The organism is Candidatus Seongchinamella marina (assembly GCF_026262685.1).
Classification (GTDB): domain Bacteria; phylum Pseudomonadota; class Gammaproteobacteria; order Pseudomonadales; family Halieaceae; genus Halioglobus; species Halioglobus marinus.
The window spans coordinates 260,020-286,488 of sequence record NZ_SHNP01000002.1; the positions used below are offsets into that span (position 1 = coordinate 260,020).

Consider the following 26,469-nt stretch of genomic DNA (forward strand, 5'->3'; position numbering starts at 1 on the left):
CTTCTCCGCAACGTCGGTGTCCACTTTATTCAATTGCAGGCATGTAGGACACTGAAGCAACATTATTAACATGCCCAAGGCCAATTATGTCTACTCCAGAGCAAATATCTTTAATGTCACTCATGCTTGGAGCGCGTAAGGCGCGAGTGCTATGAAGGGCAGGACCAAAGCAGCTGTCGTCGTTGGCATCGTTCTGGCTTTGGTTGCGGCTTACGACGCATTGCAACAGGCCAAAGCAGCGGCACAGGCTTATATTTACGGTTATCCGCTGGTTGTTATGGAGCTCACGCGAAAAGCGCTTGTCGCCGATAGCCATCACAATGGGTTCACCCATGGGCGTAGATTTCCCGACCACACATTCCGTCACGTCGTGCGTCCCAATAACGACACACTGTATAGCATTGCCTGGCTGGACTTGAGCGAAGACGCTGTGGTCTTGACTGTGCCCGACACCCAGGGACGTTACTATGTTATGCCGTTAATGGATGCATGGACCAATGTGTTCGCCACTGTGGGCAAGCGCAGCTATGGCACAGCGGCGGGCAGTTATTTAATCACCGGTCCGAATTGGGAGGGTGAGGTGCCGCGAGGGCTGATTACAATCAAGTCGCCCACGAAAATGGTGTGGTTGATTGGCCGAATTCAAACCAACGGTCCCAGTGACGTTCAAAATGTCGCGCGTTTACAGGAGCAATTCGCACTAACACAATTGCAGCAGTGGGGAAGTGGTGTGTCTATACCTCACAAAATTCAGGACATTGCTGCTTCCGATGCCGGCAAGGATCCTTATCAGGAAATTGCAGACATGACCGGCGTGGAGTTCTTTTCGCTGTTTGCAACATTGTTGACCACTCAGTCACCGGCGCCTGCAGATAGTGAGATGCTGGCTACCATTGCTGATATCGGCCTGGTTCCAGGAGAGCCATTTAGCGTGGGTCCGTGGTCTGGCTGGTTGCTCGACAAGGCGAAGCACTTCACTCATCAGGGCGTTATTCGTCAGCTCGAGAAGCAGCCCGCAACTGAGAACGGTTGGTCGGTTAGGCGCAATCTTATAGGAGTTTACGGCACGCACTATGGCGTGCGAACGGGTGTGGCCATGGTGGGCCTGGGCGCCCTGCCTCCCGAGGAGGCGGTATATCCCAATACTAACGTCGATGAGAGTGGACAGGCGCTGACAGGCTCGCAAGCGTATAATTTGCATTTTCCGGCGGGGGGAACCCCTCCGTCTCAGGCGTTCTGGTCAATTACCGTTTATGACGAGCAGGGGTTTCTGGTAGAAAACTCCATTGATCGATATGCGTTGGGGGATAGGGATCAGCTGGCCTACAATCCGGATGGATCTTTGGATATTGCGATCCAGCACAATGCTCCTGAAGGTGCCGGAGCGAATTGGCTGCCTGTTCCCTCGGGGCCATTTACGCTGACGATGAGAATTTATCTGCCCGACCAGAGCTTTCTTCAGGGAAACTGGCGCTTGCCTCCCGTGGAAAGAGTCAATTAACACCTATGAGATTGACAGTACTAGGGAACTTCCATAAAGTCCGTCCCCGGTTCAGGTGCCTGTGACGCTTTTGCGCATTGCTTAAGTAAAACAGGTTAAATGGGAAGTGAGGTGATGCCAGGCATACTCCTCCGCTGCCCCCGCAACGGTCAACAGCTTTAGCTGAGAGCCCGAAACCAGCCAGAACTGAGCAACGATGGAGCGGAGGGCTTCATACATGGTTGCCCAGCACTTTTGCTGTGTCTCCTGGATTCCCTCCCTCAGTCGCCCAAATACAGGCAATTGAGGAACTTAAATTGAACAAGCTTACCCCTTCACTCGCACTTGCGTTGGCATTTGCTACTGGCAGCGTTGCTGCCCAAACTAACAACAAACTGGAAGAGATTATTGTCGTCTCGTCGCGGGTTCCCATGCCGCTGCGTGAAATAGGAACGTCCGTTTCGGTCCTGGCTGCCAGTGAAATTCAGTTTCGCGGTTACGCCTCTCTATACGACGTACTGCGCACCCAACCGGGGGTCACTGTGACCAATACTGGTGGTATGGGTGCGCCTTCAACTGTGCGCATTCGCGGCGAAGAAGGCTATCGTACCCGTGCGTATATTGACGGTATTGATATCTCGGATCCCTCGGGTATTCAGATAAGCCCCAAGTTCGAGCACTTGATGAGTGCCGGCATCAGTCGCGTTGAAATTCTGCGCGGTCCCCAGGGCCTGATGTATGGTGCCGATGCTGGCGGCGTTATCAATATTCAGACCGACTCTACCAGAGAGGGGCTTGCTGGATCGATAGAAGCAGAGGGCGGTCGTTTCGACACCCAGCGGTTCTCCGCCAATGTCGCTGGCGGCAATGGCACGGTAGATTTTTCTGCCAATGCTGCCGATTACACTACGGAAGGATTTAATGCGACAACCGGAGATATCAGCAGAGATAATGATGGCTATGACAATACTACCTTTCACGGGCGACTAGGCTGGAATGCGACCGAGGACTTACGGTTTGAGATCGTTGCTCGAGACGTAGATGGGGAGGGCGAGTACGATGATTGTTATGACGCCGATTTCCTGCTCTCTAATGATTGTAGTAACGATTACGAGCAACAGGCCTGGCGGGCAAGCGCTGATTTCCAACAAGGTAGCCTGACGCATAACCTGGCATATACCAAGTCGGAAACTGACAGTCAGTTCTACACCGAGGGCTTGCCCGCGTTTGGAGGCGAGGGTGAGGTGGAGCGCACCAGCTATTTAGGCTCCTGGGGCGCCTCTGAATCAGTGAGACTGGTCTACGGTGTAGATCTGCGCACGGATTCCTTCGATGATGGCTACAACGCTCATGAGCGCGACCAGGACGGCTATTATTTTGAATATCAGGGCAACCACCTGGAGAATGTCTTTGTCACCGCTGGCGTGCGCTACGATGACAATGAAGACTTCGGTACGCACACCACGTATCGCTTGAGTGGAGCCTACCTGTTTACGGTCGGCGCTGGCGAGATGAAACTGAAAGCAGCCTACGGCACCGGCTTTCGCCCTCCCAGTCTGTTTGAAATTGCATCCAATGATAGCGGTTATCCGCCGGCCAGCCTGGTTGATCTTGAGGAGGAGGAAAGTGGTGGCTACGATATTGGCCTGACCTGGGCGTTGGACAATGGCCTCTACCTGGAGGCGACCTATTTCGACCAGGAAATCGACAATGAGATTTTTTATGATCTTGAGTTTTTCTCGGGCTACTTGCAAGAAAACGGTACATCGGATTCCAAGGGTGTTGAACTGGTAGCCATTGCTCCTCTGGGAGCTGGTTTCAGCCTCAATAGCAATTACACCTACAACGAAACTAATAATTCTGAGGGTGAGCAACGCGCCCGTCGTCCTGAGCAAATGTTTAATCTGGGTGTGACGTGGCAGACGGCCTCTGACCGTTTGATGTTGGGCGTTAATCTACGCGGCGCTTACGACGCGGTTAGTACTAGCGGCGCAGCTCTGGATGATTACGAAACGCTTGATTTCAGCGCTGATTGGCGGGTAGTCAATGCTCTGCATTTGTACGGTCGGGTGGAGAACTTGACTGACGAAAAATATGAAGAGGTGGGCGGCTTCAACACTAGCGGGGCGGCCGGTTATGTCGGTCTGCGCTACAAATTTTAGCCCTGTTGCCTTAAATTTCGAGTCAGGCGGAGGTGGCAAATGTCACCTTTTAGCCTGTATTTTTTCACTAGCTGACACGTCAAAAGTCAAATATACTCAGAGAAGGTTAAATAATCATCGGCCGCGTTGGCGAAGACTCGAGATGCTAAAGTCAGCACAATAATGATCAAGCGACTAAAAAATGCAAATAGTCTTGCCCTGTCTTTTTTGGTGGGAGCTTTACTACTGCAGTCAGTGACCGCTGCGAGTAACGACTGCGCTATGATGGAGACATCTACCCACAGCATGCCCGCCGTGGAGATGGAGCATCACGACCACACTGGACACAACATGAGCCCAGCTGATGTGGAAGCCGCATCCATTTGTTGTGGCGATGGCATGTGCTCCATGCTCGATTGTCTCTCTGTCGTCGCATTGCCACCTGCTTTTGTCGTTGCAGGGTTGGTACCTAATGCACCGAACAAAGCAGCATTGAAGCCGCCCATTCCTCATTTCTCTCCCTCTACCCTGTTTAAGCCCCCCATAACGAGCTAACACAGGACAGGTACGTCTTTTTTTTAGCCTGACGTCACCTGCATTCCTCAAAACGTAAAGTACTTGCCAGTCGAACAGCAGTCGCTGTGCGCTGTGCGTGAAAATCGTTTTACCACCCAGGAGAGAGTTCGATGGAGTGGATAATAAATCAGTATCCGGGAATTCGGTTAACAGCCGTAGCGAGAATTATTTGCGGTCTGGGGCTCATGCTGTTGCCACTGGCTTCACATGGCGGCATGTCCATTAACGACGCCATACAGCTTGCACAGGACAATGATCCCTGGTTGCAAGGCAGCGTGCATCGAGAACAGGCATTACATGCTCAAAGCACTGCTGCGGGTGCTATGCCAGATCCGATGGTCAACCTTGGGTTCGCCAATTTACCCACTGACAGCTTCGACTTTGACCAGGAGGCGATGACCCAGTTTAAGGTTGGAGTGACTCAAACCTTATCCCGCGGCGAGACGCTGGGCCTAAAACAACGCCAGTTGGCGGTTATGGGCACGCAACAACCGTTGCAGCGGCAGAACCGAAAAGCACGAGTCGCTGTGAGTGTTAGCCATCTTTGGCTGGATGCCTATCAAGCTAAACACACTATCGATTTGATCGAGGACGATCGGGCTTTATTCGAACAGTTGGTCGATGTGGCTGAATCGAGCTATGCCACCGCCGTGGGCAAGACCCGACAGACCGACCTCGTGCGGGCTCAGTTAGAGCTCACCCGTATCGAGGATCGCTTGAGTGTATTGCATGAGCGCCTGGAGATGTCATTGGCTAAATTAGGTGAGTGGTTGATGGCGGCGCCCACCGCGGCATCGGGTGAATGGCACAATTTGGCGACGGAAAACTTTGTAATACCTGAACAGCTACCTGAGATCACGTTGGGCAGGCCAGCCTTGCTTAACACGCACCACAAGCCTGATCTCCGCGAGATCGCATCTAATCTCATTTCTCATCCAGCGATTGTGAGCCTTGACCTGAAAATTGATGCCAGTGCTACCGGTATCAAAATCGCTGAGCAAAAGTACAAGCCACAATGGAAGCTTAACGCCAGCTATGGTTACCGCGACGATGATCCTTACGGCGTTGCCAGGTCGGATTTCTTTTCGGTTGGGTTCTCTTTCGACGTGCCGCTCTTTACCTCCAATCGACAAGACCAGCAGGTACAGTCTGCAGCAGCGATGACAGAAGCGATTAGAACAGAGCGAGCGCTTCTACTTAGATCCATGGTCTCGTCTTTCGAGACTCAACGCTCACGGTTATTGCGACTTGAGGATAGGCGAGCGCTATACCAGACTCGACTGCTCAAGGAGATACAAGATCAGGCAGACGCCTCGCTAACGGCTTACACCAATGAGGAAGGTGACTTCGCAGAAGTTGTAAGGTCACATATTGCCGAACTCAATGCCCGTATCGATGCATTCAATATCGATGTCGATCGTTTGAAAACAATCGCACAGCTCAATTACTTTTTTGCAGAGGCACGATTCAAGCCTGCTGGAGAGCGCACATGAATAAGTTCAAAATCCCCTTATCCGTATTTGTGTTGGGCATGCTGTTGGCCGGCGTACTAAGCCATTACCTGACAAGCTTGTCGATAAATGACGCTGTGTCTGAAAGCATCGACAAGGTAGCTTCAACAGAGAAAAAGCCGCTGTATTGGGTGGCTCCCATGGATGCCAATTTCAGGCGCGACAAGCCGGGAAAATCTCCTATGGGCATGGACCTTGTTCCGGTTTACCCGGCTAACAGCGACGCTTCGGAGGCGGGTGCTGGGACGATTCGAGTAGCCCCTGAAATTATCAATAATCTTGGGGTTCGGACTGCAAGCGCGGTAATGAAACCCCTGCAAACCCGCATTAGAACGGTTGGGTATGTCCAGTACGATGAGGAACGGCTGATCCACATTCACCCACGGGTGGAGGGCTGGATCGAAAAACTACATGTGAAAGCTTCTGGCGACCCAGTAACCCGGGGACAGCCCTTGTATGAGCTTTATTCGCCTGAGCTGGTGAACGCTCAGGAGGAGTACCTGCTGGTGCTGAATCGTAATAATGAACGTCTTCTCCGTGCCGCAGAAGACAGGCTTGAATCGCTGCAGATTTCCACGGAGCTGGTGAGTGAACTCAAAACGTCACGCCAGGTTCAGCAAACCATAACCTTTTATGCGCCACAGGCAGGTGTCGTCGATAACCTTAACATCAGAGAGGGTTTTTATGTTCAGCCAGGGACCACTTTGATGTCCATAGGCGCGCTGGATCAGGTGTGGGTTGAGGCAGAGGTCTTCGAGCGGCAAGCTGCTTTGGTGAGCATTGGCATGCCTGTTCATATGTCGTTGGAGTATCTGCCGGGCAGGGAATGGCATGGCGAGGTTGACTACATTTATCCATCGCTGGACGAAAAGACCAGAACACTAAGGGTCAGACTGCGCTTTGATAATGCAGATGGGGTGTTACTGCCTAACATGTTTGCCCAAGTGGTCTTTCAGGCTGACAGCAAGGCTGACGCGCTGGTCGTTCCCAGGGAGGCATTGATTCGCACTGGCGATCAGAATCGCGTCGTCCTGGCGTTGGGCAAGGGCCGATTCAAATCAGTAAGCGTCAAGACTGGGCGTGTGGATGAGAACAATGCCGAGATTATAGAAGGACTGAGGAACGGTGAACGCGTCGTCACTTCCGCGCAATTTTTGCTGGACTCGGAATCAAGCAAAACGTCTGACTTTCTCAGAATGGAGGCAGCAGATGCCGTTGACCATAGTATGCACGACATGCATAAGCGTCTGAGACCCACGATCGAAGGGGCAGGCTCTGGAGCGAAGCACCATGATTAAAGCCATTATTCGCTGGTCTGTACTCAATCGACTTTTCGTGCTGCTCGCAGCTTTTGTTTTAGTCATCGCAGGGTTGTTCTCGCTTCGTAATACACCTGTAGATGCAATTCCGGATTTGTCGGACGTTCAGGTCATCATCAAAACCAACTTTCCTGGGCAGGCGCCTCAGGTCGTGGAAGATCAGGTCACGTATCCATTGACCACCGCCATGCTGTCAGTGCCAGGTGCCGTAACAGTAAGGGGCTATTCGTTTTTTGGTGACTCTTATGTGTATGTGATTTTTGACGAAGATACTGATCTCTATTGGGCCAGGTCCCGCGTGCTTGAATACTTGAGTCAGGTTGCCCCCTCGTTGCCAGCTGCTGCTCGTCCACAACTTGGACCCGACGCGACTGGCGTAGGCTGGGTTTATCTTTATGCGCTAGTTGACAGGACCGGGCAGCACGACATCAGCGAATTGCGCAGCTTGCAGGACTGGTTCCTCAAGTACGAACTTCAGACCGTCCCTGGTGTGTCTGAAGTGTCGGTGGTGGGCGGCATGGTCAAACAATACCAGGTCAGGGTTAATCCAGAAAAACTGCGCGCTTTCGATATCCCCTTGAGTCATATCCAAACGGCCATTAAGCGAGGCAATCAGGAGATTGGAGCATCTGTCATCGAAATGGCAGAAGCGGAATACATGGTACGCGCTACCGGTTACATTCAAAACCAACAGGATCTGGGGAATATTCCACTGGGCGTTAACCAGAATGGCACGCCCCTGCGCTTGAAAGACGTTGCTGAGATTGGTATCGGTCCGCAGATGCGCCGGGGTATTGCCGAGCTTAATGGAGAGGGTGAGGCTGTTGGCGGTATCGTGGTAATGCGGTATGGCGAAAACGCTCAAAACACCATCAATAACGTTAAGGCAAAGATGGAGGAGTTAAAGCAAAGTCTGCCTGACGGTGTGGAGATCGTTACAGTCTACGATCGCTCTGGTTTGATTGAGAGAGCAGTGAAGAATCTCTGGCAGAAGCTGCTTGAGGAATTCGTAGTAGTGGCACTGGTGTGTATGATTTTTCTGTTTCATGTGAGGTCATCGCTGGTAGCCATTATCAGTCTGCCAATAGGCATTCTTACGGCCTTCATCATCATGCACCTGCAGGGTGTTAATGCCAATATAATGTCTCTGGGCGGTGTTGCCATAGCGATAGGGGCGATGATCGACGGTGCAATTGTGATGATAGAAAATATGCACAAGCAAATGGAAAAGACCCCGCTGACTGATGAGAATCGTTGGCATGTCGTCGCAGCGTCAGCATCGGAAGTGGGCCCGGCACTGTTTTTCAGTCTGCTCATCATCACCGTGAGTTTTGTGCCCGTATTCGCTCTCGAGGCGCAAGAGGGGAGAATGTTCACGCCCCTGGCCTATACCAAGACCTATGCAATGGCGGCAGCGGCGGCGCTATCTATTACCTTGATACCGGTATTGATGGGATATTTTATTCGCGGCAATGTGCTACCAGAGGATAAGAATCCCTTAAACCGTGCGCTTATAGCCGGCTATATACCTGTGCTTAAAAAAACACTGCGTTTCCCTAGAGCCGTTCTGTTTTTAGCCGCAACGGTATTGGCCACTACAGCTTGGCCGCTAGTCAATATTGGGAGTGAGTTCATCCCCCCGTTAGACGAAGGTGACCTCATGTATATGCCCACTACCTATCCGGGTATCTCAATCGGTGAGGCTCGTCGAATTCTGCAACATACCGATAAGTTGATAGCCACTGTGCCAGAGGTTGAGAGCGTGTTTGGAAAAATTGGCCGAGCAGATACCGCGACCGATCCAGCTCCGCTCACCATGATCGAAACCTTCATCCAGTTAAAGCCGCGGGAGCAATGGCGTGAGGGCATGAGTACGGAAGGCCTGAAGCATGAGTTAGATGCGCTAATTCAATTGCCAGGGGTGACTAATGCGTGGGTTATGCCTATAAAAACCCGAATCGATATGCTCGCTACCGGCATTAAAACGCCTGTAGGTATGAAGATTGCAGGCCCCGAGCTGCGTGTTATTCAGGAAATTGGTCAGCAATTAGAGATACTACTTAAGGATGTACCGGGCACTGCCTCGGTCTACTCAGAGCGAGTCGCTGGTGGTCGCTACATAAAAGTCGACATAGATCGAGAGCGAGCTGCAAGGTTTGGCCTTAACATCGCCGATGTGCAACAAGTCGTGGCTACCGCCGTAGGTGGGATGAACGTATCACAGACAGTCGAGGGACTTGAGCGCTACCCAATCAACATCAGATATCCGCAATCTTACCGGGATTCACCCGAACAACTGAGCCAATTACCTGTCATCACCGCCGCTGGACAGCGAATTTCACTGGGCGATGTGGCACAAATTAAAATTGAGGATGGACCACCGGGCATCAAAAGCGAAAATGCACGCATTAACGGCTGGGTTTTTGTCGATATCGATGACGTTGACATTGGGACCTATGTGAGCGAAGCCCGTAAAACGGTAAAAGAGCAACTGGACCTCCCCACAGGCTACTCCATCGTCTGGTCAGGTCAGTACGAGTACATGGAGCGAGCGAAGGAGAAGTTGTTTTATCTGGTGCCCGTTATTCTGGCCATCATCGCACTGTTGCTGTACATCAATTTCCGTATTGTCGCAGAGGTCGCCATTTTGATGGGCACATTGCCATTCGCGCTGGTTGGCAGTGTCTGGCTGATTTACTGGGAAGGCTTTAATTTTTCGATTGCTGTAGGAGTTGGTTTTATTGCTTTGGCAGGTGTTGCGATTGAGACCAGTGTGATCATGATGGTCTATCTCAATCAGGCTTACGATAAGTTGCTCATCGAGTCACCAGAACCCAACCGGTCCGAACTTGCCAATGCGGTCATTGATGGTGCAGGCCTTCGCGTACGCCCGGTCATGATGACGGCTGCTGCAACGATAGTAGGATTATTGCCCATTCTTTATGGCGCTGGAACTGGCTCTGAAGTCATGAGCCGCATTGCTGCGCCTATGGTCGGTGGAATGGTGAGTGCCGTTGTACTGACGCTGCTTGTGCTGCCCGTATTTTTCTTTCTTTGGCGTGGTCGCGGCAAGTTGCCGGAAAGCTAGCACCGTACTCCGGTCCTGATTTTGTCAAAAAAAGGCTGACGAAAGTGACGCAACAGGTATGATTAGTCATCACAATGGATTTCATCCAGAAGGCTATCGTCATGCGTTGGTGGAATGATCGAGATGAAAGGGCGGCGTTGATCTGCGAGACCAGAGGGCTTAGTGAGCATGGCAAGCATGCCTAGATGTCGTTGCGGTGTTGCCGCCTGGCTTCTGGCTCTGCCTATGATCGGGCTCGCGTCAGAGCGACCTAACATCCTGTTTATTATGTCTGATGATCACGCGACGAAGGCAGTCAGCGCTTACGATGACAGCCTCATGCAAACGCCCAACATTGACCGCATAGCTGACAACGGCATTCGTTTTGATCGAGCTTATGTGGGCAACGCAATCTGCGGGCCCAGCAGAGCCACAATGCTTACAGGCAAGCACAGTCACGGCAATGGTTTTTATAGCAATGAATGGTCTGGTGCGTTCGACGGTAACCAGCAGACCTTTCCTCGTTTATTGCAAGGGGCGGGCTACCAGACCGCGGTGATTGGAAAATGGCACCTTTACAGTGATCCCGTGGGCTTTGACCACTGGGAGGTGATCCACAATAACTTTGAGCAGGGTTCCTACTACAACCCTGTTTTTCGTAGCGCCTCCGGTAAACAGGAGTCGGTTGGTTATGTATCGGAGCTGGTCACAGATCGCGCGATCAAATGGCTGGACGATGCAGTGCTGGATGACGCTCCATTTTTTCTTTTTTATAGCCACAAAACACCTCACAGAGATTGGATGCCAGCTCCCCCGGAATTGGCTTCCTGGGATGACAACGAAAAGGTCGCAGAGCCGGCAACACTTTTTCGTTCCATGAACGGTGAGGTGCAGGCTCGTCAGCAGGCACGTATGAGTATTGCCGAGAACATGACAGAGAAGGATGTCAAGCTCAGTAAGGCGCGCAACATGACTGCTGATCAGGAACGCCTGTGGCTGGATGCTTTTGCGCAGGGCAATGCTGTTTTTGAAACCAGCGACCTGAGCCCCGAGGATGTTGTCCGTTGGAAATACCAACGCTACATCAAGACCTACCTGGCCTCGGTTAAGAGCATGGACAGGGAAATTGGTCGCTTACTCGACCACCTGGAAAAATTGGGGCTAAGCGACAATACCATCGTTATCTACACCTCTGATCAGGGTTTTTTCCTGGGAGAAAACGGTTGGTTCGATAAGCGCTGGATGGATGAAGTTTCCTCCAGAACTCCTCTTTTAATGCAATGGCCTGGCGTCATAAACCCTGGAATCACCAGCGAGGCCATGGTGCAAAACATTGACTTCGCACCAACAATACTTGAGATGGCAGGAGTTTCTGCTCACTCGCCGATGCATGGCATCAGTCTACGCCCACTTTTAGAAGTCCCCGACTTAACCTGGGAGCGGGATCTTTACTATCACTTTTATGAAAACCCCGGCTTTCACGGAGTCGCTCGTCACTATGGTATTAATACCGGGCGTTACAAACTGATTCATTACTATCAGGATAGTGAGTGGGAATTGTTTGACCTTGAAAACGATCCGTCCGACCTGGTCAATCTTTACGGTGAACCGCAATACGCGGTACTGACCGAGGAATTGAAAAAGCGATTGAAAAAATTGCGCAAGGATTATGCGGTGCCGGCTGAAGAACCTGAAGCACCCTGGTATCACTCGTATTTGATCAGGGCTGCGGAGATGTTGCTGCAATAACAATAACAACATCAATACGTAAGAGACATGGGTATGATCAAGAGGCTTTTATTGGCCATTGTACTAGCTCTGGCAATCGCGCTGCTTTGGTTTCACGCGATCGGCAGTGGTTGGTTTGGAGGGCCATGGCAATCCGAGGTTCCCAATGCAGGTCCCAGGGTAATTTCAGAACCGTTGATTACCCGAGAGAAGGCAGAGCCACGGATTTTGTTTGGTGATCTGCATAACCACAGCAATTATTCGCTGGACGCCTATATATTCAATACAAAACTGCTGAAGGGCACAGGACGAGTGACTCCCGCAGACGCTTGCGATTTTGCTCGCTACTGCTCGGCGCTGGATTTTTGGAGCATCAATGATCACGCTGAGAGCCTCACTCCAAGGGTATGGGCCGATACGGTAAAAACTATTCAGGCTTGTAATGATAATGCTGGTGACCCTGCGAACCCGGATATGGTGTCCTTTGTCGGCTGGGAGTGGTCTAATGGCAATAGCGACGACGTTCCCAGTCACTATGGTCATAAAAATGTGGTAATCCGAACCTGGGAAGAGGGCCAGACTCCTACGCGCCCCATCGCTTCCAAGGCTATATACGACATCAGCAAGGCCCCAAGCGTTGTCATCGGTTTGATGAGCCTTCTCGAAGACCTGGATGTAGCCTCTGATTTTGGCTGGTACTCCAACGAGGGCAGCTCGGTGCCTGTTTGCCCTGACGGTGTGCCGGCGCATCAATTACCGGATTCCTGTCGAGACATCGCTCTGACACCGACCAGCCTTTACCGCAAACTCGATGAGTGGGGCTTCGATAGTATTGTCATTCCTCATGGTTTGGCCTGGGGTAACGTTAACCCGCTAACGGCAGATTTCAGGAGTCAATTGGACGAATACGAAGAGCGCTACCAAAAATTGGTGGAAGTCTTTTCTGGTCATGGTAATTCCGAGTTGTTTGTCGACTTCGACCGAATTTCCATTGCAAGCGATGGCGGCGTTTCCTGCCCGCTTGCAACCGCGGACTTTACGCCATGCTGCAGACAGGCCGAAAAAATCACTCGCAGTCGGTGTAGCGAGCCAGAGTCTGCTATGTGTGATGACTCCGTCGAAAGTATGATGAAAGCGTATTTGAAAAAAGGCCCGCTGGCAGGACGCAAAACGATCAAAGATACCGTCCTCGACGACTGGGAGGGCTGCGGACAACTACAGAACAGCTTTCAGCCCAGCGCCGCTTATGTGCCCAGAATGTCTGCTCAATACAGCTTGGCTCTGGGCTTTGACGCACAGGGTGAGCCTAAGCGGGCGAGAATGGGCATGATTGGTTCTAGCGATGGCCATCAGGGTCGCCCAGGCAGTAGTTACAAAGAAACGAACCGGGTGTTGTATACCGACAGCAAGAGCGTTGGCCGAGAAGCGGACTTCAGGTTCAGGGCCGATAGGGAAAGCGGTGCGTTTTATTATACGGGTGGGTTGATAGCAGCTCACACTGATGGCAGAGACCGCGACGCTATCTGGCAAGCACTGGATACGCGTAATGTCTACGCCACCTCCGGAGATCGGATGCTGGTATGGTTTGACTTGATCAACGGTCCTGCGGGAGAAGTTCCGATGGGTAGCGAAGTAACGATGCCAGTAAGTCCGCGATTCCGAGTCAAAGCCCTGGGCGCATTCGAGCAAGTTTCTGGTTGCCCGGATTATGCAATAGCAGCTTTGGGTAAGGACCGTGTGCAGTCTTTGTGCGGTGGTGAGTGTTATCGCCCTGGAGGCGAAAAGCGTAAGACCTTGAGCCGCATTGAAGTCGTGAAAATTCGTCCGCAGGTAAGGCCAGACGAAAAAATTGCCCCGCTAGTAGAAGACCCGTGGAGAACGTTCGACTGCCCCTCTAGCGGAGCGGCCTGCGTCGCCGAGTTTGAAGACAATCTTTACGCTGAGCAGGGCCGCGCTGCTATTTATTATGCCAGGGTTATCCAGGCAGCCGAGCCTTTAATAGGCGGCGATCCCTTTGCCTGCGAGTACACTGAATCGGGACAATGCGTGAAACGCAACTATTGCATCGGCGTTAGGGCTACGAGGGACAATAACTGCACTGCTCCCGCTGAGCCACGAGCGTGGACATCACCGATATTTGTGGAGTACCCGCAGTGAAATTCTTGCTGCAAGGACTGCTCATTCTTGTTTGCACCAACAGCGTTTCGGCTGCCGTGCAATTACGTCCGAACATTCTGTTGCTGATGGCCGAGGACATGAGTGCACGGGTCGGTGCCTTTGGCGATGCCATAGCGGTGACTCCCAATCTTGACGCATTGGCAGCCCAGGGCGTGCGCTACCCCAACATGTTTACCACCGCCGGCGTATGCGCACCCAGCAGGGCGGCGCACATACTGGGGATGCACCAGGTGGCAACCGGTACGCAACATATGCGCACCAGCAGTCGCCCTGAAGGTGGCTATTATGCGGTGCCGCCAGACGGCGTAAAAGCTTATCCAGAGCTACTGCGCGCTGCTGGTTACTACACTTATACCGACTTCAAACTTGACTACCAATTCAGCCACGCGAATGCCTATAGCGGTCCATTTACGATCTGGGATGCTGAGGCCAGCGAAGCGATGGACTGGAGAGATCGTGCCGCAGGTCAACCGTTCTTTGGGTTGATCAATTTTATGGAAACCCATGAGAGTGGAGTGTTCACGCCGCTGGGGAACATGCCCAACAGTTTTATTCATCTCGTTATGCAGGGTATGCGCTGGTGGCGAATGGATGGAGAAATGCCTGAAGTTGTCTCACCGGAACAGGTGAAGGTTCCGCCATATTACCCTGACACCCCGGCGGTCCGTGAGGACATGAGCAGGCACTACAACAACATTGCGCTGATGGATCGCAGGGTAGGAAAAATACTGACGCAATTAGAGGCCGATGGGGTCGCTGATAATACGATCGTTATATGGACCACTGACCATGGCGATGGTTTGCCCAGAGCAAAACGCGAACTGCATGACGCGGGTACCCGCGTGCCAATGATTATTCGCTGGCCCGATAGATGGCGTCCGGGTCATCTGCGCCAGGGCGAGCTGGATGAACGTCTGCTCAGCTTCGTCGATCTTGCACCCACTATACTCAGCCTTGCCGGTGTCGAGGCACCTGACTACTTGCATGGGCAGAATTTTCTCGACCGTACAGTAAATGCGAGGACCCACGTTCTGTCATCCCGGGACCGCATTGACGAAATTCCCGATCGTCAGCGCAGCGTGCGGGATGAAAGTTTCAGATACATTCGCAGCTGGAACCCCGAGTTGGCTATGGGCCACTCGCTCAAATTCAGAGATAACATTGCTATGGTGCGCGAAATGCGTCAGCTCTATAACGCGGGGCGACTGAACGCAGACCAGGCGCGCTGGTTTGAGTCGGTAGGGGAGGAACGACTGTTTGACATCAAGACTGACCCCCACGAGCTCACCAATCTGGTGGGCGACCCGGCTTACGCGGATGAATTACAACGCCTACGTAAAATTCTCGTCGATCAACTTGCACAAATAGGGGACCGAGAAGGACAAGCTGAAATCCGCTTGGTAGAGCAGTTCCAGCCAGCCGGAAAGCGGCCTGTCACAAGTGCACCGTCTATCGCTATCAACAATAATATTATGACCGTCGAAACGACAACCTCGGGGAGCTCAATTGGTTATAGCCTGAATGACGGCGATAATTGGCTGCTATACCACCAGCCTGTGGTGATACCTGCCGGTGCCAAGGTGCGAGTCAAAGCCGTGCGTTATGGCTGGCAGGCAAGTTCGGAAACCAGGGTGAAATAATAACCATGAACATTCCCGCGCAGCGTCGATTTTTCGCAGCAACAGCAGTCTTGCTCTGGCTGCTCACCGCGACTTTAGCAGGGGCCAGTGACGCAGTTCGGCCTAATATTATTCTTATACTCGCTGACGATGTGGGTGCCGAAACAATCAGCGCCTATGGTGGTGAATCATATTTAACACCGCATATTGATAAACTTGCGCGAGACGGCGTGCGATTCGAGTACGCCCATGCACAGCCGCTGTGCACGCCTTCGCGGGTTAAAATCATGACGGGGCAATACAACTTTCGTAACTACAAGCACTTCGGTTACCTGGATCCCGGGGAAATCACGTTTGCGCACCTCCTCAAAGATGCTGGTTACAACACTGTGGTCGCAGGCAAATGGCAGCTTTACAACAATCGATTTGAAAATATTCAGGGTTCCTTGCCGGTGGCGGCAGGCTTTGATGAGTTTCTCCTGTGGCAGATGGTTAATGAGGAAGCTGGCTCGCGATTCTGGGCACCCGAGCTCAGTCACAACGGGCTAGTAATACAGCACGATTCCTCAACCTTTGGTCCTGACGTATTTAATGACTACGTGTTGAATTACATTAGCCAGCACAAAGCTGAGCCTTTCTTTATTTACTACCCCATGGTGCTGGCACACGACCCCTGGGTAACGACACCTGATATGCGCAATGAAGCGGCCAGTGATCAGGAAAAGTTTGCCGCGATGATGACTTACATGGACAAGTTGGTGGGCAAGGTGCGCAGCAGAGTCGAAGCAGAGGGCCTGGCAAATCGAACCGTGATTCTCTTTATTGGCGACAATGGCACAGGACGTGACATTGTCAGCCGTCAGCATGGTGTCAACGTGCGTGGTGCAAAAGGGAAAACTATCGATACCGGATCACGGGTACCCTTTGTCGCTTGGGGCCCTGGCAGACTCGTCGCTGGCCTGAAGAGCGATAGCCTGGTTAACTTGAATGACGTCCTGCCTACGCTCGCTGAACTGGCCAGGGCAGGCCTCCCTGTTGATTATCCCGGTGATGGCGTGAGCCTGGTCCCGACACTCACTGGGCAAAAGGTGCGGCAGCGAGACAGCATCTTCATCCATTACGAACCCTTCTGGCCGACAGCCGCGCCCGCACGCTACGCCTTTGATCGCCGTTGGAAGCTTTATGATAAGGGCGACTTTTTCGATATGCAGTCTGATCCCCATGAAAAATATCCACTGGATCTGGATCGTTTGGGGGAGGGGGGCGCAGGCGCGTATCAAGCGCTGCATGCTCGCCTGCAATCAATGCCCGGAGAGCTCAGCTCGAATTGGCGTTGGTTTCCGCCGTATTTTTATCAACTGCTGGGCGCCGCTGTGATTGGGCTACTGCTTGTTCTTATAATGATCCGTTTGTCGTGGAGGTACTTCCGTCAGTGAAGAATGTAATGTTTGGATTTATCCTGCTGGTGCTCGTGGTAGGAGCCTATCTACTAGGTAGTGTTCAGTCACGAAAGGTTATTAGCATACCGCCAGCGCAGTGGGCGGGAGACAGTGACTCGGCCCAGGCCTGGCGAGAGTTTACTGCGAGCCTGGAGGCGGCCGGAGAGAGCGTGTTTGCAGCCGCCCCCGACGAGGCAGAAAGATTAGATGGCTTGCAATATCTGGCACAGTTAGCATCAGCCTCACTAGAGATGAAATTGGCCAAAGGCAGCGCTGCCCAGCCTGAATTTACTGATTGGATGGATGGCTATCGCAAGTTTTTAGGTGACAGTCCGGATGCCATCTATCACACCGCAGAACTGTCTCCAGACTATCGTTACGAAATTTCAGGCAATAGGGGCGAGGCCCAATACCTGGGTTTCATGATTTATGGCAGCCAGCTCAATGGCTGGAACCGGGCAGCAGCCAATATCTCCAACGAAGCTATGTCTTTTGATGCAGAGGGGGATTTTACTATTCTGCTCGCCAGTAATCCGCCAGAGAATGCAGGCGAGAACTGGCTTAAACTGGACGACGATGCGCACATGATAATGGTGCGTCAGTACTATCACCACAGGGAGGGTAAGTTGCAGGCCACGTTCAATATTCGCAATCTTGATGCGCCCCAATACAGGCCAGCCAATGACGTGCAACTCGCCATGTCTTTGCGCAAGGCTACCTCGTTTTTCAACGATACACTCAGTGGTGCAATTGCGCTGGGTGAGATGCTGTCGGCGGCACCCAACAGGATTGATCCACCCAAGTCGTACAGTCCCGAGTTTGGCGGCGTGTTCTATCCCACCTTCGATAACGAATATTTTGGCAGCTGGTTTTACCTTGAGGATGACGAGGCGTTGGTAATAGAGGGTGAGGTGCCCGATGTCGATTACTGGAGTGTTTCCTTACAAAATCGCTGGATGCAGTCCTTTGATGACAGGCACAGGCAGGTGGGTTTGAATAATCACCAAATCACGACAGAAAATGGCCGCTATAGAGTGGTTGTTTCCCATCAAAAGCCATCCTCAGGCAACTGGCTAGATGCTGCCGGCAATCGAGAGGGCTTGCTGGCGATTCGCTATCAGTTGTCGCAGGGGAGCTCGAAGCCGGAGTTGAGGCTGCTAAAATTCGCCGACCTGGTGAACGCTCGCTGACATTGGAGCTAAAAAAGCCGCTACCGGGGAAAGCCTTAGGATCGCGTATCGTGCAAGCTCGATACCGAACACGCACTACATCGAAGGTTTTTTGGCTTGTCGTAAATAAACATTACCGTGTCGTAGCTTAGAATGCGCGGCTATGTAATTTGTTCCAATATCCCGCAGATACCAGTAATTGATCGGGCACTCCGGCGCCCGAAATGGAAGCGAATCAATGAGCGAGCGAGCCGGACGAAGAAAGTCCCGAGGTAGGGACGCCAAACGCGCTGCCCGACAGCAGGCGCAGGTGCAGACTACCGCATTCATCGACCGAAATATCCCGTACTTTGATGTGCTCAACGAGGAAAGCCTTGAGCTCATCGAATATAACGCTGATACGGTGCTGGAAGAAATTGGTATCGAGTTTCGCGATGACCCGGAAGCGCTTTCGATTTTGAAGGATGCCGGTGCGGATGTAGACGGCGAGCGAGTTCGATTTCCTCGTGGAATGTGCCGTTCAATCATTCAGGCTTCGGCTCCCTCCGAGTTCGTTCAGCATGCTCGTAACCCTGCTCGTAACGTCATTATTGGCGGCAAGCGCACGGTTTTAGTGCCTGCTTATGGTTCACCCTTCGTGCGCGATTTGGACGAAGGGCGGCGTTACGCCACGCTCAAAGACTTCCAGAATTTTGTGAAGCTCGCCTATATGGCGCCCAGTATGCATCACTCCGGCGGTACGGTCTGTGAGCCGGTAGATGTTCCGGTGAACAAGCGCCATCTCGATATGGTCTACAGTCACATCAAATACAGCGATAAGCCCTTTATGGGGTCGGTAACCCACCCCGACCGCGCCCAGGACACTGTGGACATGGCAAAGGTGGTATTTGGTGAGGAGTTCATCCAGCAGAACACGGTTTGCACCAGCTTGATTAACGCCAATTCTCCTCTCACGTTTGACGCCACGATGTTGGGTGCAGCCAAAGTCTATGCTCGTAACAATCAGGCCACTGTGATATCGCCGTTCATCCTTGCAGGCGCAATGTCCCCGGTTACAACCGCAGGCACCGCCACTCAAATACTGGCCGAGGCAATGGCGGGCATGGCCTTTGTCCAACTGGTGAAGCCCGGGGCGCCGGTGATTTTCGGTACCTTTGCAAGCGCTGTTTCCATGCAAAACGGGGCGCCTACCTTTGGTACGCCGGAACCCAGTCTCATTTTGTATGCCGCGGCGGCCCTGGCACGCCGATTGGGCGTGCCTTTTCGCAGCGGCGGCGGTCTGTGCGCGTCAAAGACTGCTGATGCCCAGGCGGCCTATGAGTCTGCCAATACGCTGCAAACGGCCGCGCTGGCCGGTGTCAATTTCATGCTGCATACCGCCGGTTGGCTGGAGGGTGGCCTATCCATGGGCTACGAGAAATTTGTCATGGATTGCGATCAGGCCAGTATGATCGAGGTGTTGCTCAAAGGCATGGACATGTCAGAAAACGGTCAGGCTATGGATGCTCTGCGCGAAGTCGGACCCGGCGCACATTTCCTGGGTTCAGCGCACACTCAGGCTAACTTCGAGGATGCATTTTACCGCTCAACGGTCGCCGACAATAACAGCTTTGAACAATGGTCGGCAGAAGGCGAGCTGGACTGTGCTCAACGTGCCAATGTGCTGTGGAAGAAAGCGCTTAATGACTATCAGGCGCCGGAGCTCGATCCCGCGATTGATGAGGCACTCCTGGACTTCATGACACGTCGTAAAGCGGCTTTCCCCGATAAAGACTACTAGTTAACTGGCTTAGGCAGAGGTGTAGGGTTGATGACTGATGATGTGAATGATCAGAATGAATGGGATGATGACGAGGAAGATGTTGTCCTGTCGGAGCTTGCCGATGATGAACTTGTTGAGCAGATGCACGATGATCTCTACGACGGTCTTAAAGAAGAAATCATAGAGGGCACAGAAATACTGCTTGCACGCGGCTGGCCTGCGGACAAAGTGTTGTCAGAGGCACTGGTCGCGGGTATGGCCATTGTTGGTATCGATTTCCGCGACGGCATTTTGTTTGTTCCCGAAGTACTGCTCGCAGCTAATGCGATGAAGGGTGGCATGGCGATACTGCGACCGCTGTTGGCGGAAACAGGTGCTGAGTCAGCCGGCACGATGGTCATCGGCACGGTGAAAGGTGATATCCATGACATCGGCAAGAACCTGGTTGCCATGATGATGGAAGGCGCTGGTTTGGACGTATTCGATATAGGAATTAACAACTCGGTCGAGGAGTACTTCAGTGCGCTTGAGCGGCACAAGCCCGATATTCTGGGTATGTCCGCGTTACTGACCACGACCATGCCGTATATGAAAGTGGTCATTGATGCCATGGTAGAGCAGGGGCTGCGTGACAAGTACATTGTCCTGGTAGGGGGCGCGCCGCTCAACGAGGAATTTGGTAAGGCTGTAGGTGCTGATGCTTATTGTCGAGATGCGGCGGAAGCGGCCACTACTGCAGTGCGGCTGATCGCCGAGCGAAGGGCCGCTGCCGGTGGCTGATACAGTCCCCACAGATCAACGGGCCCAACCCGATAGAGCCGTGGACTCAACGGATGCACCAGCTCCGATTCTTGTCATTGCCTGTGGGGCCTTGTCCCATGAAATTCAGCAGCTAAAAGCGATGAATGGTTGGAGCCACATCAAGATACAGTGTCTGGACGCGGGTCTTCATAACAGGCCGCGACAGATACCGGGAGAGTTGCGCGAACAGATTCAACGCTACAGGCCGCAATACGACAACATCTTTGTCGCTTATGCCGATTGCGGCACCGGTGGTGCTATTGATGCGGTGTTGGAGGAAGAGGGCATAGAGCGTCTCGCTGGCGCGCATTGTTACTCCTTTTATGCGGGTGAGGCTCAGTTTAACCAGATGGCCGATGAGTGCGCTGGCACATTTTATCTCACCGATTTTCTCGCACAGCACTTTGAGCGACTGGTTATTCGGGGCCTTAAGCTGGATTTATACCCTGAGCTGCACCAGGACTATTTCGGCAACTACGAGCGTGTTGTTTACCTCTCCCAGCGCCGCGATGAGCTGATATTAGCGGCGGCGCGAGATGCGGCAGAACGCCTGGGTCTGGAGTTCCAGCACCGCCACTGTGGCTACGGAGACCTTGAAAAAGGCCTTCGGTCCCAGGTGATTGCATATGCGTGAGTGGATTTAACGATGGAAAAAGTGATTGTTTGTTGGCGCGATGTGCCCGCCCAGGTCATCATCAAGCACCGCCGTAAGCGTGCGACAGTAGAGCTCAGTGAGCGCTTTCAAAAGGCAATAGACAAGGCTGCCATGCGCGCTGGCAAAGCCGACAGCGACGCTTACATGGAGGACTGGTGCAGGCGATCCACCCCGCACGCCGGTGTGGGTAGTCTCGAAGACATAGCCAAAAATGTCGCTGACAGCATAGAGTCGGATTATAGCGATGACGTGCTGTCGAAAATGATCGCTGACGTGGGTTACAGGGTGAGATAACGATGTACCGTGTGCGCCTGTGGTCGGCCCGTCATTCCAGTCTGCTTCATACCCTTTATTCAGCAATGGAGAAAGCTTTAGTTGCCCTGCATCCTGTGTTTGTAAAAGTAGGGTATACGCGCGCCGAGCGCTGGATTTCAGTGATTGAAAAGCCCGTGAAGGGCTTTCTGTTTGATTCAAAGTCTTGCGGTCAGTGTACGTTGGGCTCTACCGGTATGACCTGTCCCATGAACTGCCCCAAGACACTGCGCAATGGTCCCTGTGGCGGTGTTCGCGAGGATGGTAGCTGTGAAATAAAGCCCGATATGACCTGTATTTGGGTAACTGCGTGGGAGGGCAGTCAGCGCATGGCAGATGGAGAGCAGGCTATCCAAATTATTCAGGGCCCGGTCGATGCAAGTTTGCAGGGTAGCTCAGCGTGGTTGCGCGAGGCGCGCCAAACAATTGATCAGCGAGCTGGATAAGCATAATGCGATTTGAAGATGAGCCTGCGGCGGGAGAAAACCTGCCGATTCTCCCCGGGCACGTTTCTCCGGGACGATTGGAGCGCGTGCTGCGCGCAGGCGTTTTTGCCGTTACGACTGAAATTGCTCCTCCTGACTCCGCCGATCCATTGGAAGTTTATGATCGGGCCAGTGCGTTTGATGGTTACGTTGATGCAATCAACGCTACCGATGGCTCCGGCGCACATTGTCATATGTCCAGCGTCAGCATGTGCGCATTGTTGACGCGCCGTGGCTACTCAACCGTGATGCAGGTCTCCTGCCGTGACAAAAACCGAATCGCAATACAGGGCGATGTTTTGGGTGGCTCGGCTATGGGGGTATCTAATATTCTTTGCTTGACTGGCGACGGGGTGCAATCCGGCGATCATCCGGAGGCAAAGCCTGTCTTTGATATGGATTGTATGACCTCTTTGGAAATGCTTCGCGGGATGCGCGATGAGTCCCAGTTCCTCAGCGGCAGAAAGCTGACTTATCCTCCTCAGGTATTTCTGGGTGCCGCAATAAACCCTTTTGCACCGCCCTATGATTTCAGACCGCTGCGACTGGCTAAAAAGGTGGCCGCTGGTGCCCAGTTTGTTCAGGGCCAGTACTGTTTCGATATTGAGATGTTCAAAGAATATATGTCCCGGGTGAGGGATATGGGGCTCCATGAAAAAGTGTTCATCCTGCCCGGTGTTGGGCCATTGGCTTCGGCGAAATCTGCTGAGTGGATTCGCTCCAATGTAGCCGGGGTTCATATCCCCGATGCTGTGATCAAGCGTTTGAAAGGCGCCGAGAATCAGGCTCAGGAAGGGACTAATGTGTGTATTGACATGATTAACCAGGTACGTGAAATCGAGGGTGTTGCCGGCGTGCACATCATGGCCTACCGGCAAGAACACCGGGTCTCTGAAATCGTCGAAAAAACCGGTGTGCTTGGCGACAGACGCCCCTGGGAACCCGGGATTTATCGGGATACATTCGGCCAGGTTGGGCAGATAGCAGACTCAAAAAAATAACCAAAGTCGCATCCGGATTCGGCACCGGCAACGCAGTGGAGAGACGTATGACAACAACCGTGATCAGTTCAGCCAGTAAGGAAGTCAAAATCGGTTTCGATGAGCCGTTTGTCATTATTGGTGAACGTATCAACCCTACCGGACGAAAAATTCTTGCCGAGGAGATGAAAGTCGGGGATTACAGTCGAGTAGAGGCCGATGCCCTGGCTCAGGTCGAAGCGGGCGCCCATATGCTGGATGTGAACGCGGGAATACCGTTGGCGGATGAGCCCGCAATTTTGGCCGAGGCCATACAGCTGGTCCAGTCGATCACTGACACTCCCATTTCTATCGACTCGTCCATTGTCGAGGCGTTGGAGGCAGGACTGGCAGTTTACCAGGGCAAGGCGCTGGTCAACTCTGTTACTGGCGAAGACGAAGTGCTTGAACGTGTGCTGCCTCTGGTGGCCAAATACGGCGCCGCCGTAGTGGCCATTTCCAACGATGAGACGGGTATCTCTGAAGACCCCAACGAGCGTTTCGAAGTGGCGAAAAAAATTATTGAACGGGCTGCGGACTATGGCATTCATTACAGTGATGTTGTGGTGGATCCGCTGGTAATGCCTATCGGGGCAATCAATGGCTCGGGCAAGCAGGTGATGCATCTGTTGCGGCGATTGAGAGAAGAGCTGAAGGTGAACACGACCTGCGGCGCGTCTAATGTGAGCTTTGGCTTGCCGAATCGTAATGGTATTAATAGCTCTTTCCTCAATATGGCCATTGCCGCAGGGATGACCTCAGCGATTACCAGCCCCTTGCATGCGGAAGTCATGCAGGCTGTGCGTGGTGCCGATGTGATGATGGGGCATGACCCGGATTGTACTAACTGGATTCGGGCTTATCGCGAGCCTGCTGCAGACGGTGCGGACCAGGGCGCGCGTGGTGGTCGCGGTCGCCGACGACGCAGGGCTTGAGTCGTCCGGTATGAAAGCGAAAGCAAAGGTGTTCCTTTGACAGCAGAACAGGTGAAGGTGGTATTTACGCCATCGGGTCGTCGCGGTAGCTTTGATGTAGGCACCCCACTTTTGGAGGCGGCGCGCTTACTCGGCGTAGATATTGACTCCGTGTGCGGCGGGCGCGGGCTCTGCGGTCGCTGCCAGGTGACCTGTACTGAAGGTTCTTTCCCAAAGCACGAAATTGTTTCCCAGGCAGAACATTTGTCGGCATTTACCCAAGTCGAGAAACGCTACGGTGAACGCAAAAAACCACTGCAGGATTCCAGGCGACTGAGTTGCCATACTCGCCTGCTCGGGGACGTTGTCATTGACGTGCCACCCGAGAGCCAGGTTCACCGCCAGGTTGTCCGCAAGGATGCCGAGCACCGGGATATTCGCCTGGACCCCACTATTCATATGTATCATGTGCAGGTCGAGGAAGCGGACATGCACGACCCCCGGGGCGATTTCGAACGTTTATTGGAAGCTCTTGAGCGGGAATGGCAACTGACCGGACTGGGTTGCGACCCCCTACTGCTGCCCACCTTGCAGCCATTGCTGCGCAAGGGCAACTGGTCGGTGACTGTAGCTGTGTATCGCGGTGAGCAGATCATGGCCTTATGGCCGGGCTTTCATGACCAGGCCTATGGTGTGGCAATCGATGTGGGGTCGACGACAGTTGCTGCTCATTTATGTGACCTGGTGAGTGGTGAGGTTCTCGCCAGCGGCAGCCTGATGAACCCGCAGATTCGATTCGGTGAAGATCTGATGAGTCGGGTTTCCTATGTGATGATGCATCCGGGCAAAGAGCAGGAGATGACCCAGGTCATTCGCCAGGCACTCAATCAACTCATTGCCCAGGTCAGCTCAGATATCGCAGCCAGTACAGATGACGTGCTGGAAATTGCCATCGTGGCAAATCCGATCATGCACCATCTTTTGTTAGGGATTAGTCCAGTCGAATTAGGTGGGGCGCCTTTTGCGCTGGCCACTGATGCTGCGCTGAACCTCCTTGCTCGTGATCTCGATCTGGTCATGCACCCTGGTGGCCGGGTGTACATGTTGCCCTGTATTGCCGGGCACGTGGGGGCAGACACCGCAGGGGTCATCCTCTCGGAAGAACCTCAACTGCAAGACGAGATGACCTTGCTAGTCGATGTGGGTACTAATGCAGAGATCGTATTGGGCAACAGTAACCGGCTGTTAGCCTGTTCCAGTCCTACCGGGCCGGCTTTCGAAGGTGCTCAGATCAGCTGTGGACAGCGCGCCGCTGCCGGTGCCATTGAACGTGTTCGAATTGACGCACAGACGCTGGAACCCAGGTTCAAGGTCATTGGCTGCGAACTCTGGTCCGACGACCCTGAATTTGCCGAGCAATCAGGGCAAATTGGTATCACCGGCATTTGTGGCTCGGGCATCATCGAGGTGGTGGCGGAGATGTTCCTTGCCGGAATCATTAGTGCTGACGGGGTGGTTGACGGCAGTTTGCGCAACCGAAGCACGCGCATCATAGAGAATGATCGTACCTGGTCCTACGTATTGCATCAGGGAGAGTCGGAAATCAGCGTGAGCCAGAATGATATCCGGCAGATTCAATTGGCCAAGGCGGCCCTCTACGCTGGTATTAAGCTATTAATGGACAAAATCGAAACACAATCTATACAGCGTATCCGGCTAGCGGGTGCTTTTGGCAGCCAGATCGATGTCAAACATGCCATGGTACTAGGGCTTATTCCAGATTGTGCATTGAATCAGGTCTCGTCGGCGGGCAATGCAGCCGGAACAGGAGCGCGGATCGCGCTACTCAACAGAGAGTCCAGGGGGGTCATTGAGGCTGTGGTGGGCGATATCGAGAAGATTGAAACCGCCGTAGAGGCTAAATTTCAGCAGTATTTTATTGAGGCTATGGCTTTTCCTCACAAAAGCGATCCGTTTCCTAATTTGTATGCCGAAGTGGCGCCACCAGCACAAAAACAAGCACAGCCAAACGCCGGGTCTAGCCGACGCCGGCGCCGACGTTCCCAGGCCGGTTCAGGGGCCGATTAACCCGGCTGGCTGCGAATGTTACGGTTAAAATGAAGTGAGCTGGCAGATTATCAATGCCATTAATTGATAAATAAAAGATATTAATACATTTGTCCTTTTAATTGGCTTTTAATTGAAGTCTGGTAAAGTAGAGAAGAGTTTAAGGATAGCAGCGTTGCTGTTGCTATCAGGTCACTGCAAAAACAGTGAGCCACGGTTTTATCAAT

Annotated in this window: 19 protein-coding genes and 1 riboswitch; all 19 genes read left to right on the plus strand. The window is 52.8% G+C overall.

Going from position 1 to position 26,469, the window contains the following annotated elements; genetic code table 11:
* Positions 1-151 precede the first annotated feature (151 nt).
* The 19 genes from EYC87_RS06185 (at position 152) to EYC87_RS06275 (ending at position 26,263) form a co-directional block, all read left to right on the plus strand.
* Positions 152-1,501 (plus strand): DUF1254 domain-containing protein, encoded by a 1,350-nt coding sequence (locus EYC87_RS06185; RefSeq protein ID WP_279252120.1) that lies wholly within the window; start codon positions 152-154, stop codon positions 1,499-1,501.
* A 36-nt stretch (positions 1,502-1,537) separates the two neighbouring features.
* Positions 1,538-1,700, plus strand: a riboswitch (cobalamin riboswitch).
* A 97-nt stretch (positions 1,701-1,797) separates the two neighbouring features.
* Entirely contained in the window at positions 1,798-3,642 is a 1,845-nt protein-coding gene (locus EYC87_RS06190) for a TonB-dependent receptor plug domain-containing protein (RefSeq protein WP_279252121.1), read from the plus strand.
* Positions 3,643-3,804: 162 nt separating this feature from the next.
* Positions 3,805-4,176: a hypothetical protein gene (locus tag EYC87_RS06195; RefSeq protein ID WP_279252122.1), complete on the plus strand. Its 372-nt coding sequence runs from the start codon at positions 3,805-3,807 to the stop codon at positions 4,174-4,176.
* 131 nt (positions 4,177-4,307) lie between these two features.
* The gene (locus EYC87_RS06200; protein WP_279252123.1) at positions 4,308-5,690 is read left to right on the plus strand and encodes a TolC family protein; all 1,383 of its coding nucleotides are present in this window, start codon (positions 4,308-4,310) and stop codon (positions 5,688-5,690) included.
* On the plus strand, positions 5,687-7,006 hold the full coding sequence (locus tag EYC87_RS06205; RefSeq protein WP_341474986.1) for an efflux RND transporter periplasmic adaptor subunit: 1,320 nt from the start codon (positions 5,687-5,689) through the stop codon (positions 7,004-7,006). Before EYC87_RS06200 ends, EYC87_RS06205 begins: the two co-directional genes overlap by 4 nt.
* Complete coding sequence (locus EYC87_RS06210) at positions 6,999-10,115, plus strand: efflux RND transporter permease subunit (RefSeq protein WP_279252124.1); 3,117 nt, start codon at positions 6,999-7,001, stop codon at positions 10,113-10,115. Before EYC87_RS06205 ends, EYC87_RS06210 begins: the two co-directional genes overlap by 8 nt.
* 177 nt (positions 10,116-10,292) lie before the next feature.
* Positions 10,293-11,843 (plus strand): sulfatase family protein, encoded by a 1,551-nt coding sequence (locus EYC87_RS06215; protein ID WP_279252125.1) that lies wholly within the window; start codon positions 10,293-10,295, stop codon positions 11,841-11,843.
* Positions 11,844-11,876: 33 nt separating this feature from the next.
* Positions 11,877-13,979 carry a DUF3604 domain-containing protein gene (locus EYC87_RS06220; RefSeq protein ID WP_279252126.1) on the plus strand — a complete coding sequence of 701 codons (2,103 nt, stop codon included), beginning with the start codon at positions 11,877-11,879 and terminating at the stop codon, positions 13,977-13,979.
* Complete coding sequence (locus tag EYC87_RS06225) at positions 13,976-15,640, plus strand: sulfatase family protein (RefSeq protein ID WP_279252127.1); 1,665 nt, start codon at positions 13,976-13,978, stop codon at positions 15,638-15,640. The genes EYC87_RS06220 and EYC87_RS06225 overlap by 4 nt, the downstream gene beginning before the upstream one ends.
* 5 nt (positions 15,641-15,645) lie before the next feature.
* A complete protein-coding gene (locus EYC87_RS06230) occupies positions 15,646-17,055 on the plus strand; it encodes a sulfatase family protein (protein WP_279252128.1) in 1,410 nt (469 codons plus the stop codon).
* Positions 17,052-18,248 carry a DUF1214 domain-containing protein gene (locus EYC87_RS06235; protein WP_279252129.1) on the plus strand — a complete coding sequence of 399 codons (1,197 nt, stop codon included), beginning with the start codon at positions 17,052-17,054 and terminating at the stop codon, positions 18,246-18,248. The genes EYC87_RS06230 and EYC87_RS06235 overlap by 4 nt, the downstream gene beginning before the upstream one ends.
* A gap of 217 nt (positions 18,249-18,465) precedes the next feature.
* Complete coding sequence (locus EYC87_RS06240) at positions 18,466-20,007, plus strand: trimethylamine methyltransferase family protein (RefSeq protein ID WP_279252130.1); 1,542 nt, start codon at positions 18,466-18,468, stop codon at positions 20,005-20,007.
* A 30-nt stretch (positions 20,008-20,037) separates the two neighbouring features.
* Positions 20,038-20,769 (plus strand): corrinoid protein, encoded by a 732-nt coding sequence (locus EYC87_RS06245; RefSeq protein ID WP_279252131.1) that lies wholly within the window; start codon positions 20,038-20,040, stop codon positions 20,767-20,769.
* Positions 20,762-21,424, plus strand: coding sequence for a DUF1638 domain-containing protein (locus EYC87_RS06250; protein WP_279252132.1), 663 nt, complete (start codon positions 20,762-20,764; stop codon positions 21,422-21,424). Before EYC87_RS06245 ends, EYC87_RS06250 begins: the two co-directional genes overlap by 8 nt.
* Before the next feature lie 12 nt (positions 21,425-21,436).
* Positions 21,437-21,739, plus strand: coding sequence for a virulence factor (locus tag EYC87_RS06255; protein ID WP_279252133.1), 303 nt, complete (start codon positions 21,437-21,439; stop codon positions 21,737-21,739).
* 2 nt (positions 21,740-21,741) lie between these two features.
* The gene (locus EYC87_RS06260) at positions 21,742-22,203 is read left to right on the plus strand and encodes a methylenetetrahydrofolate reductase C-terminal domain-containing protein (RefSeq protein ID WP_279252134.1); all 462 of its coding nucleotides are present in this window, start codon (positions 21,742-21,744) and stop codon (positions 22,201-22,203) included.
* Between the two features lie 5 nt (positions 22,204-22,208).
* Positions 22,209-23,243: a methylenetetrahydrofolate reductase gene (locus EYC87_RS06265; protein WP_279252135.1), complete on the plus strand. Its 1,035-nt coding sequence runs from the start codon at positions 22,209-22,211 to the stop codon at positions 23,241-23,243.
* A 47-nt stretch (positions 23,244-23,290) separates the two neighbouring features.
* Entirely contained in the window at positions 23,291-24,196 is a 906-nt protein-coding gene (locus EYC87_RS06270; protein WP_279252136.1) for a dihydropteroate synthase, read from the plus strand.
* A 36-nt stretch (positions 24,197-24,232) separates the two neighbouring features.
* Entirely contained in the window at positions 24,233-26,263 is a 2,031-nt protein-coding gene (locus tag EYC87_RS06275) for an ASKHA domain-containing protein (RefSeq protein WP_279252137.1), read from the plus strand.
* Positions 26,264-26,469 lie beyond the last annotated feature (206 nt).